The following is a 13,344-nucleotide window of genomic DNA, read 5'->3' on the forward strand; positions in this document are numbered from 1 at the left end:
CGCGCGAGTCGGGGATTCTGGCACAGTGAGTCGGGGGTTTGAGCACACCGGCGCGGTCACCAACCGTTGATGTGCACGATCTCGTGCAGCGGCTGGCGGTGCGCGGGCTTGAACGTCTCGCCGGTGTAGTAGGCGGTGGGCAGCAGGACGCCCTGGTGCACGGTGTCCGGGATGCCCAACAGCTCGGCGATCTGGCGCTCGTAGGCGAGGTGCAGGGTGGTCCAGGCGGTGCCAAGGCCTCGGGCGCGGGCGGCCAGCATGTAGTTCCAGGCCGCCGGCAGCAGCGAGCCCCACAGGCCGGCCTGGTTCGAGGCCGGCAGGTCGGCGGTGCCGGCGTCGATGCAGGCGATCACGAGCACCGGGACCTGGCCCATCCGCTCGGCCAGGTAGGTGGCGCTGTCGATGACCCGCACCTGGGTGGCGGCGCGGCGGCCGTCGTCCGGGTACTCGTCGGCGGCGGACGGGCGGGCGGCGGAGTAGTCGGTGTACGAGCGGAGGTAGTACTCGCCGATCGTCGCCCGCTGCTCGGCGTCGGTGACCACCACGAAGTGCCAGTTCTGCCGGTTGGAGCCGCTCGGTGCCTGCAGCGCGAGCTGTAGGCACTCCCTGACCAGCTCCAGCGGCACCGGCCGGTCCAGGTCCAGCCGCTTGCGTACCGAGCGCGTGGTGGTGAGCAGTTCGTCAGGGCTCAAGGGGAGAGTCGTCATGCCCCTGATCTTGCCTGTTAAGGGCTAGATCGGCAGGCGGCGGAAGATCGGGCGGGGGAGGTGGCGGAGTACGGACATCACGATCCGCCACGGTGCCGGCACCCAGACCAGTTCGCGGCGGTTGCGGACCGCGTCGGCGACCACGTCGGCCACCTGCTCGGCGGTCGAGGACAGCGGCGTGGGCGCCATGCCGTCGGTCATCTTGGTCTTGACGAAGCCCGGGCGGACCACCGTGACCCGCACGCCGGACGGGCGCAGCGCCTCGGTCAGCCCGGTGTAGAACGCGTCCATGCCGGCCTTGCTGGAGCCGTACATGAAGTTGGACCGCCGCACCCGCTCGGCGGCCACCGAGGACAGCGCCACGATCGCCCCGTGCCCCTGCTGGCGGAACCGCTGCGCGAGCGCGACGCCGGTGGACACGGCGGCCGTGTAGTTCACGGTGGCCATCTCGACGGCGGCGTCCAGGCACTGCCACGCGGTCTCCGCGTCGCCGAGGATGCCGAACGCCACGACCGCCACGTCGATGTCGCCGCCCGCGAACGCCTTGTGCATCAGCTCGGCGTGGCCGTCGGTGTCGTGGGCGTCGAAGTCCAGCGTCTCCACCGTGCAGCCGGCGGCCGTGAGCTCCTCGGCGGCTCTAGACCGACGGTCGGTCTGTCTCGCGGCGAGCACTACCCGCACGGACCTACCGCCGGCCAGCCGCCGCACGATGGCCAGCCCGATCTCGGACGTGCCGCCGAGCAGCAGGATGGAGTTCGGAACTCCCACCGCGTCGATCATTTCAGACCAGCTCCAGCCGTCGTGCCAGGTCGGATGTGAAGACCCCGTCCGGATCCACGGCGGCGCGCGTCTTGCGCCACTCGTCGAGACGGGGGTAGCCGCGCCGGATCGCCGCCGGCGACGTGCGCGACTCCTTGGCCAGGTAGTGCCGCCCGCCGGCGTCGAGCACCAGCTCGTCGAGCCTCTCGCACAGCTCGTGCAGCCCGGCCGCGATCGGGAAGTCCACGGTGATCGTCCAGCCCGCCGTCGGGAACGACAGCGGCGCCGCGTTGCCGGCCCCGAAGCGCTTGAGCACGTTCAGCCCCGACACGTGGCCGGACGCGGCGATCTCCTCCACGATCCGGCGGAACGCGTCCTCCGCGCCCATCGGCACCACGAACTGGTACTGCAGGAAACCGCGCTTGCCGTACACCCGGTTCCAGTCCGCGAACACGTCGAGCGTCTGGTAGAAGCCGGTGAGGTTCTGCACGGCGTCGCGCTGCCGGCGGGGCGCCTTGCGCCACCACAGCTCGCTGAACGCGCGCAGCGTCCTCGGGTTCGCCAGGCCGCTGGGGAACACGTCGGGGAAGCGCAGCAGCTGCGGGGCGTCGAAGCGCAGCGGGTTGCGGCGCAGCCTGGCGGGCAGCTCGTCGCGGCGGGCCAGTGAGCCCCTGGTGAGCACCGCCCGCCCGAGCGACGCGCCGGTGGACGCGGTGTCGAACCAGGCCGCCGAGTAGTCGTAGTTGTCGTCCGACCCGTCGGTGAGCAGCGCCATCAGCTCGTCGAGGTTGTCCGTGCGGTCGGTGTCCACCACGAAGTAGGCGGACTCGCAGGGGTGCAACGCGATGGTCGCCCGCAGGACCACGCCGGTCAGCCCCATGCCGCCCAGGGTGGCCCAGAACAGCTCGGCCTCCGGGCCGTCGGGGGTGAGCGTGCGCACCGAGCCGTCGGCCAGCGCGAGGTCCATCGAGCGCACGTGATTGCCGAAGCTGCCGGCGCTGTGGTGGTTCTTGCCGTGCACGTCGGCCGCGATCGCGCCGCCGACGGTGACCTGGCGGGTGCCCGGCAGCACCGGCACCCACAGCCCGAACGGCAGCGCGGCGCGCATCAGCGCGTCCAGGCTGACGCCCGCGTCCACCGTGGCCAGCCCTGACTCCGCGTCGATGCTGTGGATCCGGTTCAGCCCGGTCATGTCCAGCACCAGCCCGCCCGCGTTCTGCGCCGGGTCGCCGTAGGAGCTGCCGAGGCCGCGCGCGGTGACCCCCCGGGGGCCCGCGTCGCGCAGGGCGGCGAGGACGTCGGCGTCGGTGTCGATCGGCGCCACCCAGGCGGTGCTCGGGGCGGTCCGGCCGAACCCGGTCAGGGTCTGCTGCCGGGCTGGCGCGCTGCGGGGCGAGGACATCGCAACCAGGCTACTCAGCTCGGCGGGATAGCCTGGTAACGGGCCGGGGGCGGCAGGCGAATCCGGCTCGCTACCCTGTTCGGCGTGGCAGGAGCCCCGATGACAGCCGCTCGCCCGGAGCCGCGCGCCGGTCTGCTCGGCCAGCTCAGTAGGTTCGTGCTGGTCGGCGGATTATCCGCGCTGGTCGACTACGGGCTGTACCAGGCGTTACTGCACCTGGACGTGTGGGTGCACGGCGCCAAGGCGATCAGCTTCATCTGCGGCACCACCACCGCGTACCTGCTCAACCGCCGCTTCACCTTCACCGGCGACACCGGCGGCGCCGGCCGTTTCACCGGCTTCCTGCTCCTCTACGGCCTCACGTTCTTCGTCAACGTCGGCGTGAACGGCCTCGCCCTCAAGATCATAGCCGAGGGCACGCCGATGCGGGTCACGATCTGCTGGCTGCTCGCCCAGGGCACCGCGACCACCATCAACTTCCTGGTCCTGCGCACGGTCGTCTTCCGCCGCTGACGCTCCCGCCGAAGTTTCCGCGAGTCGGGCACCTCAGCACAGTGAGTCGCGCGCCTCAGCACATCGACGTATGTGCTGAAACGCGCGACTCGGTGTGCTCAGACGCCCGACTCGCGGAAAGGTGGGGGTCAGCGGCAGCCGACGCCTACCCAGGAGAAGCCGGCGCGGCGCAGGACGTCGGGGTCGAGCAGGTTGCGGGTGTCGACGACCGTGCGGTTGGCGGCGACCTTGGCGAGGGCTGGCCAGTCCAGGGCGCGGAACTCGGGCCATTCGGTGAGGACGACGATGGCGTCGGCGTCCTTGGCGATGGCGGTGACCTCGTCGGCGACGGTGATGCCGTCGGTCATGCCGGGGACCTCGCCCGAACAGCCGGGGTCGTAGGCGGACAGCTCGGCGCCCTCGGCGCGCAGGGCGGCGGCGACGGTCAGCGCGGGCGAGTCGCGCAGGTCGTCGGTGCCGGCCTTGAACGTCAGGCCGAGCAGCCCGATGCGCTTGTTGGCCAGCGAGCCACCGACGGCCGCGCGGACCTTGTCCACCATCCGCCCGCTCTGCCGCTCGTTGGTCTCCAGCGAGGCGGTGAGCAGCGCGAAGTCGAACCCGGCCGCCTCCGAGATCTGCATCAGCGCGTGGGTGTCCTTCGGCAGGCAGGAGCCGCCCCAGCCCGGGCCTGGCTTGAGGAAGGCCTGGCCGATCCGCCGGTCGTAGCCCATGCCCTCGGTGACCTCGTGGACGTCCGCGCCGAGGCGCTCGCACAGCTCGGCCATGGCGTTGACGTAGGACAGCTTCATGGCCAGGAAGCAGTTCGCGGCGTACTTGACCATCTCGGAGCTGGCCGCGTCGGTGAGCAGCGTCGGCGCGCCGAGCCGGGAGTACAGCGCGGCCACCCGCTCGGCGGCGTCCTGCTGGTCGCAGCCGACCACGATCCGGTCCGGGTTGAGGAAGTCGTGCACGGCGGAGCCCTCGCGCAGGAACTCCGGGTTGCTCACCACCGCGACGTCGCGGCGGCCCAGCAGCTGCTTGGTGCGCGCGGCGGTGCCCACCGGCACGGTGGACTTGTTCACCACCACGCAGCCGCGCGGGAGCAGGTCGCGGACCTCGTGCGCGACGGCCTCCACCGCGGCGAGGTCGGCGGCGCCGCCCTCGCCCATCGGGGTCGGCACGCAGAGGAACACGACCTCGATCGGGTCGTCGGAGTCGCCCTGCGGGGCAATCGCGTTGCGCGCCCCGACCACGAACTTCAGCCGGCCGGCGGCCATGCCCTCGGTGACCAGTTCGGCCAGCCCGGGCTCCAGGATCGGCACCTCCCCCCGGCGCAACTTGGCGATCTTCTGCTCGTCCACGTCGGCGCAGACCACGTCGTGACCGAGGGAAGCCAAACACGCACCGGTGGTGAGACCCACATAACCGGTGCCGATAACGGCGATCCGACGAACGAACATCGTTCTCCTTAGGGGGGATGGGGGGCGCTCACTGGGAGCCGCTGGCCGCGCGAGGTGGAGCTGTGGGGAGCGCCGGCCGGGGAGTCGCGGCGTCAGCTGCAGTCGATGTTGGTGAGACCCTTGCCGGCGCCTTCGGCCTTGTTGCCGCAGGTCACGCGGTTGCTTTCCTTGTTCTTCGTGACGTTGATCCCGTAGCCGGGGCCGTCCACGACCGCTGTGTTGTTGTCGAAGGTGTTGTTGATGCCCCAGCCGTCCAGGATCTGGTGCACCGAGAAGCCGTCCTTCGAGGAGCCGTGGCCGGTGTTGCCGATGATCTGCCAGCCGTTGCCCTTGACATTCACCCAGGACTCGGCTTCCTCGCTGGGGCCGGTGAACTTGTTGTTGCGCAGCACCCCGCCGGTGGTGCCTTCCTTGATGTCCACCGACTCCGAGGTGGTCGCCGAGACGGTGTTGCCCTCGATGATGTTGCGATCGCTGCGGTCGGGCTCGCCGCCGGTGTACTTCTTCCAGTTGCTCTCGGCGCTGCCGACGTAGATGCCCTCGCCGAACTTGGCCTGCTTCTGGCCGGTGTTGCGGACGGTGTTGCCGCGCACGATGTTGTCGCTGGAGTTCTTGCGCAGGTGCAGGCCCTCGTCCTGGATGTTCTCGACGACCAGGCTGTCGATCAGGTTGTGCTGGCCGTTGTCGACCATCACGCCCTTCTGGCCGCCGCGCACGGTGAAGCCGACGAGCTGCCAGTACGAGGCGTTCTCCAGGTACATGGCGTAGTTCTTGTTGCCGCCCTCGATCACCGCGTTGTGGTCACCGCAGAGGGTGATCGGCTGCGCCTGGCTGCCCGAGGTCCTGGCGGCGAAGTCGCCCTTGTACGTGCCGGACGCCATCTGGATGACCGCCCCCGGCTTGGGGTTGGCCAGCGCGGAGCTCAGCTCTTCGGAGTTGCGTACCTGGACGGTGCCGGGCTTGGGGCAGCCGGGGCCCAGCGGGGTCCCCTCCGCCGGGGGCGCCGCCTGGGGGCCGCCACCCTGGCCGGAGGGCTCCCCACCGCCGCAGCCGCTCAGCGCGAGCAGCGCGGCGAGCACGCCGACGACCGGCGCCGCCAACGCGGTCCGCCGGAACCTGGGGTTAGTCCGCGTGGTCATTTGGGTGACACCACCGTCGTTCGGGCTCCGCCCTGCGGCGGGCGCTTGTTGTTCGGACCCTGTTGATTCTGCCCGCCCGGACGTTGACCTGGCCCGGGCTGCTGGCCGGAACCGGGCTGCCCGGAGCCCGGCTGCTGCTGGCCCGGGCCGCCCGGCTTGCCGCGCCCGCTCGGGTTGGCCGGACCGCCCTGTTGGCCGTTGGGCTGGCGCGGGCCGGGGCCGCCCTGCTTCCCGGGCGGCTCCGGGTTGCCGGGCCGTTGCGGCTTGCCGGAGCGCTGCGGGGCCTGGCCGCCGGGGGCCGCGCCGGGCTTGGCCGGCGTGCCGGGTTTGGCGGGGCCGGCGGGCTTGCCGGGGCCGGCGGGTTTCCCGGGAGTGCCGGACTTGCCGGGAGCGCCGGGCGTGGACGACGGCCTGGACTGCCGGGGCGCAGCGCCGCCGCGTTGGGCCGGGCGGGACGGCTCGCCGGGCTGCCGGGGGCCCTGCCCCGACCAGGAGACGGGCTTGACCGGCGGCCCCGGCTTCTTGCCGGCCGGCGGTTCGGACCCGGACCGCCCGGCGGCGCCGTTGCGCGAGGCCGGCGGCACGGTCGGCTTCCCACCGGGGCGCGAACGCTGGGGCTGGCGCACCGGCATCGCGTCCCTACCGGGCCGGCCGTCGCGCGACGGCGCCGTCCCCGGAGTGGCGCGGCGGGCCGGGCCGCTCGACCCGCTCGTCGGGGGCCTGGCCGCCGAGCGCGCCGGCCGGACCCCGCCGCCGGGCGTGCGGGGCGTCGCGGACGCCGAGGCCGGCGCCGAGGACGCCCCTCCGGCGGCCGCCACGGCCGCGACCGGCCGGTACGGGTGCTGGCCGACCCCGGGGCGGCCGCGCTTGATGTAGAGCCGACCGGCCAGCGGGAGCACCAGGATGAGGAACCACAGCAGCACCAGCGGGTGGTTGCGGATGAAGCTGGCCAGGTACTTGGCGTTGTCCTTGTCGACCACCCAGCCGGCCTTGTCGTTGCCGGCGTCCTCCACCAGCGAGCCGCCGCCGATGCGGGTCATGTCGATATCGCTCGGGCCCCGGCCGACCCAGCGGTTGTCCACCACCGACGACCCGTTGCAGTTGCCGATGATGGACACCGCGTGCATGGTCATGCCGCTGATCTCGTTGCCGGAGATCTTGGTTATCGCGTTCTCCACCTGCACGGCGGTCAGCGCGTCGGAGATGATGTTCTTGTCGACCAGGGCGTCCTTGGAGCCTTCCCTGATCGCCACCGCGAACCCGCCGGGCGAGCTGATCCGGTTCTCCCGCAGCGAGGTGCCCTGGGTGACGCCGCGCACGATCACGCCGTCCTTGTTCGCCGACACGATGTTGCGGATCAGCTCGGCCTTGTCCGCGCCGTTGATCAGGATGCCGTGCTCGGCGTTGCCCTGCACCTTGCTGCTGTCCACCGTGAAGCCGGCCGCGTGCGCGGTGGTGCCGCCGCCCGCGTTCGGGCCCTGGGCCGGCGGGGTGCCGTCCAGGAAGACGCCGTTGCGGGAGTTTCCGCTGGTGACGACCTCGCGGATCGAGATGCTGTGCGCACCCCTGGCCACCGCGATCCCGTTGCGGCCGTTCTGCGAGCTGCTCACCTTCCACAGCTCGGTGCCCGTCGAGTCCCGGTTCACCGCGATGCCGTCCATCACGGACTGCTTGACGTCCCCGCCGTTGATCAGCAGGCCCTTGGTGCGGTCGGAGAAGAACCCGTAGTGGTTGCCGGTGACGTTGACCCCCCTGGCGGAGCCGGTGGCCGCCTCGGCGGCGCTGCCGGTCCAGGCGATCCCGCCGGTCCGGCCGCTCCAGAACCCCAGGTTGGTGGCGTTCACCGCGCGCAGGTCCATCCGACCGCCGACCGTGCGGATGAACGCCCGGCCGTCCGAGGGCTCGGCGTCCGCGGCGCTCTTGGTCGGGTCCCAGCTCGTGATCGACAGCGGCGAGCCCTCGTTGCCCTGCAGCACCATCGAGCCCTTGAAGGCGATCAGGGTGGCGAAGCCCTGCGGCCCGCTGGTCATCCGCAGCGTGCTGCCCGGAGCGGACAGCTGCAGCTGGGCACCGGCGCCGACCAGCACGCTCTTCTGCATCAGCAGGGTGCCGTCCGACTGCTTGGTGACCGCGCCGGTGCTGGTCAGCGTGGACAGGTCGTAGGGCGACGGACGCGCGGGCAGCACCACCGTGGGGAAGCCGCCGGGGACCGTCACGTCGTGCGGGGAGGTGCCCGGCTCGATCTGCCCCACCGTGGCGTACAGTCGCTCGTCCAGCGCGGACACCAGTTGGGCCTGTCGGGGGTCGAACGGCTGCTGGGCGTCGTTGGGGGTGTCGGAGCCCTTGGTGGGCTCGGCCTCCTCCAGGCTCACCGACGGCCCCTGGACATCGGGGTCCGAGGGCGCGCTGACCCCGTACATCAGGGTGGCGATGCCCAGGCTGAGGCTGGTCAGGATGCCGAGGGCGGCCAGTGCGTAGCTCAGGCCGTGCGACTCGCGCTGGGTCACCATCGGCCTCCCGGTTGCCTAAGCCGCTGCGCCACCGCTAGCTCCCGATTTCAGGCTGGCATTGTCTTGACCTTCTCCGCCGATGATGTCCTTGCGCCTGGTCATCCATCCCTGCTTGTTCATGGTGAAGAAGGCGATCGTCTTGATCGGCAGCGCCACGAACGCGATCACCAGCGTGACCAGCGGCAGCAGCAGCAGGTCCGCCGGGCGCGAGCGCAGGTGCGAGATGCTGCGGATGGCGCGGCCGAGGAACATCCAGCTCAGGCCGAGCGTCAGCGCCACGTAGCGCTGCGGGCTGAACCACGAGCTGGCCACGTAGTAGACGGCCGCGAACATGGTCACCGGGGTGAACAGGATCTGGAAGACGGTGAGCTGGGAGATGAAGGGCACTCGCCAGAGCCAGCCCTTGTAGATGCAGGTCAGGTAGCAGCGGTAGGAGTTGCGGCTCCACCGGATCCGCTGCTTGACGAACGACTTGAAGTTGGTCGGGAACATCGACAGCGCCCGCGCGGTGTCCTGGTGCACGGTCTTGTAGCCCTGGGCCAGCACCAGCCAGGTCAGCCTGCCGTCGTCGCCTGCGATGCACTTCTTGTTGAAGAAGTACTCGTACTCCAGGTTCTCCAGTACCGGGATCACCGCCGCGCGGCGGTACGCGGCGGTCCGGCCGGACAGGCAGACCACGCCGCCCTTGCGGCTGGTGGCCGGCACGTAGTCCATGTACCGCAGGTCGATGATCCAGTCCGCCACCCGGCGCCACACGCTGGAGTACGGCAGGTAGACGTTCTGCCGGGTCCCCACCCCGCCGACCGTGGGGTCCACGAAGGGCATCTGCACGGCGGCGAGCAGCCCGGGCTGCCAGCGGGTGTCGGAGTCGGTGAGCACCAGGATGTTGTGCTTCGCCTGCTTGATGCCCACGCCCAGCGCGGAGCGCTTGCCCTCGTGCGCGAACATGATCACGTTGAGCCGGGGGTTGTTCAGCGCGAGCAGCCGGCGCTGGGCCTCGGTGTCCTCCAGGTCGAGGACGATGATGATCTCGGTAGGGTTCTGTGCCAGCCAGGTCTGCAGGCACTCGAGCAGGATGTCGGGGTCCTCACGAAAAGAGGGCACCACCAGCGAGGTGGTGGTGCGGTAGTCGTTGATGATCGGCCGGTAGAACAGCGACATCAACTTCCGGAACACCCAGATGCCCCAGGAGAGGGCTCCGATGATCCCGACCGGGATGAACATGTCCCAACGGTCCGAGATCGTGTCGATGATGGCGTTCATCGCACGCCCCGAGGGTGGCCGGTCGGCCGCGCTGTGCCGGCTGTGACACGAGGCTCGTTCACTGCTGCCCAATCGTGGTCGGCTGCGGTTGTCAGGCTTCAGTCCGTGGTCAGTCCGCCGTCACTGGCTGGCCTGGGTTCGTGTGACGAAAGCGGCCCTGCCGGGCTGCTCGAAAGTAGCACCCTGTTTGGCCGATGCAACCGTCCACCCTGACGGTCCAAATACGTCGCTACGGGTCATCGGCACCTCACCCGTGTGGTGGATTCTCGGTCATGGGCTGCGCCGGCCGTGTTTACCAGACGTAAGGTCCGGCGCGCGGAAGAATCGCTCACGACGACCCAATCGAACCAGCCGGATCCACTCGAAAAACCCGCCAGGATCCCGCTTGTCGATCAGGAAGTACCAGCCGAAGCGGACCAGCTCCAGCGCCCCGATCAGACGCATCCCACGCTGGCCGAACAGATAGCCGCGATTGCGATATGTGTAATAACGCTTGACGGGGTCTTCCGGATCCTGCGCGTGCAGCCGGCCGCCGAGCATCGGCTTGAACTCGCCGGAGCCGTTGGGGTGTACGTACGCCGCGGTGAGGCAGGTGCCGAACTTCAGGCCGGAGCGCACCACCCGACGGTGCATCTCCACCTCGTCGCCTCGCACGAACAGGCGAAGGTCCGGCACGCCCACCACGTCCAGCGTCTCGGCGCGAAAGAGTGCACCGTTGAAGAACGAGGCGATGCCGGGCAGCAGCTCCGCCGCGCCGTTCGTACCGCCGCCCAGGGCGTCCCTGCCCCGGTGCCAGCGCAGCCCCCGCCGCAGCGGGAACGCCAGCGTGTCCGGGTCGGCCTGGTCGGCCACCACGGGGGAGACCGCCGCGAGGCCACGGCGGCGGGCGACGTCGATCAAGGTGGCCAGCACCGTCTCGTCGGCGGCCCTGCCGTCGTCGTCGGCCAGCCAGACCCAGTCCGCGCCCAGCGCCAGCGCGTGCAGCATGCCCAGCGCGAAGCCGCCGGCGCCGCCCAGGTTGTGCCAGGACGGCAGGTACGTGGTGGGCAGCCCGTGCTCGGCGGTCACGGACTCGACGACCTCGCGCGCGGGCTGGTCGGGGCCGTTGTCCACCACCACCAGGTGGGCCAGCGGGTGGGTCTGCCCGGCCAGCGCGGCCAGCGACTCGGCCAGCAGCTCGCGGCGGTGCCGGGTGACCACCACGGCGACCACCGAGTCCTTGGGGAGTGGCGCGCTCACAGGCGCTCGCCGAGCTCGGCGACGACGTCACGGCCCTTGTAGTGGTTGAGCACGTCGCGCAGCGGCCCCTGGTCGCGGACCTCGCCGTGGTCCATCCAGATCGCGGTGTCGCACAGCTCGACCAGGAACTCGTCGGAGTGGCTGGCGAACACCAGCATCCCGGACCGCTTGACCAGCGCGTTGAGCCGGTCGCGGGCCTTGGCCAGGAACTCCGCGTCCACCGCGCCGAGGCCCTCGTCGAGCAGCAGGATCTCCGGGTCGATGCTGGTCACCACGCCGAGCGCGAGCCGCACCCGCATGCCGGTGGAGTAGGTGCGCAGCGGCATCGACAGGTAGTCGCCCAGCTCGGAGAACTCGGCGATGTCGTCCACCCGGGCCTGCATCTGCTTGCGGGTCATGCCCAGGAACAGCCCGCGCACCATGATGTTCTCGTAGCCGGAGATCTCCGGGTCCATCCCGACGCCGAGGTCGAAGACCGGCGCCACCTTGCCCTGGATCCGCGCGTGCCCCCTGGTCGGCTCGTAGATCCCGGACATCAGCCGCAGCAGCGTGGACTTGCCGGCGCCGTTGTGCCCGACCAGCCCGACCCTGGCGCCCTGGCGCAGGCTCAGGTTGATCCCGCGCAGCGCCTCGATGACCGGCACCTTGCTCTCGGTGCCGATCCGCCCGCCCGCCTTGCCGAGCACCGCCTTCTTCAGCGACCTGGTCTTCGCGTCGAAGATCGGGAAGTCGACGAACGCGTCCTGGATATCTATGGAGACCACTTCTGCTTCACACCCAGTACGAGACGCGGGAACGGTAGTTGCGCAGGATCACCATGGCCGCGGCCCAGCCGAGGACGGTGATCGCGCCGGCCACGTACCAGTGCCGCCACACGATCTGTTCGCCCAGCATCGGCTCGCGCAGGATCTCCACGAAATGCATGATCGGGTTGAGCTCGGCCAGCTGGATCCGCTCCCGGATGGCCGGGTTCTGCGCCATCCGGCCGTAGTCCCACACGATCGGCGTGACGTAGAACAGCAGCTGGGTCATGCTGTTGATGATCGGCGGGATGTCCCGGAACCGGGTGGCGATGATGCCGGCCACGATGGCGATCCAGCCGCCGTTGACCAGCAGCAGCGCGAGCGCCGGCAGCGCCAGGACCAGCGACATGCTCAGCGGCTGCGGGAAGATGATGATCAGCACCAGCCAGATCACCAGGTTGTGCAGCAGGAACAGCGTCTGCCGCCAGACCAGCCGGTAGACGTGCAGGCTCAGCGGCGCGGGCAGGAACTTGATCAGGCCTTCGTTGGAGATGAAGACCTCGCTGCCCTCCAGGATGCAGCCGGAGACGAAGTTCCAGATCAGCAGCCCGGTGGCCACGTAGGGCAGGAACTGCTCGAGCTGCATCTGGAACAGCGCGGCGTACAGGAAGCCCAGCCCGGTGGCGATCACGCCCATGCTGATGCTGATCCACAGCGGCCCCAGCACCGAACGGCGGTACCGCTGCTTGATGTCCTGCCAACCGAGGTAGCCCCACAGCGAGCGCTGGCGCCAGCCCTGGCGCAGGTCGTCGACGGCGCGCTGCCAGCTCCGCGACGGGGCGGGCGGGATCGCCGCGTCGGCGCTCACGGTGGTGGACACGGGTAAAAAGCGTACTTGGTGGCCTGGTCGCCGCCGTTCCCCCCAGTGGCGGACCGGAAGATCAGCACGTCAGGCGTTTCGCGGACGCGACGAGCGGCGCCGATCAGTAGCCGGATGCGGACCCGGCGGGCTACAGGTACTGACCGGTGCCCCGGCCGGTGCCCTCCGTCGGCTGCTGGCCGCCGATGCCGGGCGGCAGGCCCCGGCGCATCTGCTCCAACTGCTGGCGGGCGGCCATCTGTTGGGCGAACAACGCGGTCTGGATGCCATGGAACAACCCCTCCAACCAGCCGACCAGCTGCGCCTGCGCGATCCGCAGCTCCGCGTCGGACGGGGTGTTCTCATCGGTGAACGGCAGGCTGAGGCGGTGCAGCTCGTCGCGCAGCTCGGGGGCGAGGCCCTGTTCGAGTTCCTTTATCGAGTTCTCGTGGATCTCGCGCAGCCGGTTGCGGGAGGCCTCGTCCAGCGGCGCGGCGCGGACCTCCTCCAGCAACTGCTTGATCATGGTGCCGATCCGCATGACCTTCGCGGGCTGCTCGACCATGTCGCTCAGGCCGCCGGCCTGCTGGTCGTCGTCGGAGCCGTTCGGCACCTTGGCGACCCCGACCGGCGAGCCGTCCGGGCCGATCACCACGACCTGCTGTTCGCCGTTCTCCGGACGTTCCGGGTTCGCGCTAGCCTCGCTCATGACTCCATCCTGATGGGTTCGCGCCGCCGGGTCGAATCCGGGCCTCGGCAAATAGGCCGACG

At 70.5% G+C, this 13,344-nt stretch carries 12 protein-coding genes; 1 reads left to right on the forward strand and 11 read right to left on the reverse strand.

From position 1 onward, the window contains the following. Positions 1-56: 56 nt before the first annotated feature. The 3 genes from N912_RS0124295 to dprE1 are packed head-to-tail and all read right to left on the reverse strand — an operon-like array spanning position 57 to position 2,868. Positions 57-707: a nitroreductase family protein gene (locus tag N912_RS0124295; protein WP_156993950.1), complete on the reverse strand. Its 651-nt coding sequence runs from the start codon at positions 705-707 to the stop codon at positions 57-59. A gap of 24 nt (positions 708-731) precedes the next feature. Then, positions 732-1,487: a decaprenylphospho-beta-D-erythro-pentofuranosid-2-ulose 2-reductase gene (gene dprE2, locus N912_RS0124300; protein WP_028924429.1), complete on the reverse strand. Its 756-nt coding sequence runs from the start codon at positions 1,485-1,487 to the stop codon at positions 732-734. A gap of 1 nt (position 1,488) precedes the next feature. Next, a complete protein-coding gene (gene dprE1, locus N912_RS0124305) occupies positions 1,489-2,868 on the reverse strand; it encodes a decaprenylphosphoryl-beta-D-ribose oxidase (protein ID WP_028924430.1) in 1,380 nt (459 codons plus the stop codon). A gap of 99 nt (positions 2,869-2,967) precedes the next feature. Between dprE1 and N912_RS0124310 the strand changes: the two genes are divergently transcribed. Further along, positions 2,968-3,381, forward strand: coding sequence for a GtrA family protein (locus N912_RS0124310; RefSeq protein WP_028924431.1), 414 nt, complete (start codon positions 2,968-2,970; stop codon positions 3,379-3,381). Positions 3,382-3,509: 128 nt separating this feature from the next. Here the strand turns inward: N912_RS0124310 and N912_RS0124315 are convergent, their stop codons facing one another. From N912_RS0124315 to N912_RS0124350, 8 genes are all read right to left on the reverse strand, one after another. Then, complete coding sequence (locus tag N912_RS0124315) at positions 3,510-4,820, reverse strand: UDP-glucose dehydrogenase family protein (protein WP_028924432.1); 1,311 nt, start codon at positions 4,818-4,820, stop codon at positions 3,510-3,512. Between the two features lie 92 nt (positions 4,821-4,912). Continuing rightward, positions 4,913-5,959, reverse strand: a complete 1,047-nt coding sequence (locus tag N912_RS0124320; RefSeq protein WP_051580709.1) for a right-handed parallel beta-helix repeat-containing protein — start codon at positions 5,957-5,959, stop codon at positions 4,913-4,915. Next, positions 5,956-8,469, reverse strand: a complete 2,514-nt coding sequence (locus tag N912_RS0124325; protein WP_028924434.1) for a right-handed parallel beta-helix repeat-containing protein — start codon at positions 8,467-8,469, stop codon at positions 5,956-5,958. The genes N912_RS0124320 and N912_RS0124325 overlap by 4 nt, the downstream gene beginning before the upstream one ends. 15 nt (positions 8,470-8,484) lie before the next feature. Further along, on the reverse strand, positions 8,485-9,732 hold the full coding sequence (locus tag N912_RS0124330) for a glycosyltransferase (RefSeq protein WP_051580710.1): 1,248 nt from the start codon (positions 9,730-9,732) through the stop codon (positions 8,485-8,487). Positions 9,733-10,002: 270 nt separating this feature from the next. Beyond that, positions 10,003-10,971, reverse strand: a complete 969-nt coding sequence (gene glfT1, locus N912_RS54335; protein ID WP_051580711.1) for a galactofuranosyltransferase GlfT1 — start codon at positions 10,969-10,971, stop codon at positions 10,003-10,005. Continuing rightward, entirely contained in the window at positions 10,968-11,735 is a 768-nt protein-coding gene (wzt, locus tag N912_RS54340) for a galactan export ABC transporter ATP-binding subunit Wzt/RfbE (RefSeq protein WP_037066265.1), read from the reverse strand. The genes glfT1 and wzt overlap by 4 nt, the downstream gene beginning before the upstream one ends. Before the next feature lie 7 nt (positions 11,736-11,742). Further along, on the reverse strand, positions 11,743-12,594 hold the full coding sequence (gene wzm, locus N912_RS0124345; RefSeq protein ID WP_028924436.1) for a galactan export ABC transporter permease subunit Wzm/RfbD: 852 nt from the start codon (positions 12,592-12,594) through the stop codon (positions 11,743-11,745). 130 nt (positions 12,595-12,724) lie between these two features. Then, positions 12,725-13,282 carry a bacterial proteasome activator family protein gene (locus N912_RS0124350; protein WP_028924437.1) on the reverse strand — a complete coding sequence of 186 codons (558 nt, stop codon included), beginning with the start codon at positions 13,280-13,282 and terminating at the stop codon, positions 12,725-12,727. Positions 13,283-13,344: the final 62 nt, after the last annotated feature.

The sequence above is a fragment of the Actinospineispora acaciae DSM 45401 genome (assembly GCF_000620785.1).
Lineage (GTDB): Bacteria > Actinomycetota > Actinomycetes > Mycobacteriales > Pseudonocardiaceae > Pseudonocardia > Pseudonocardia acaciae.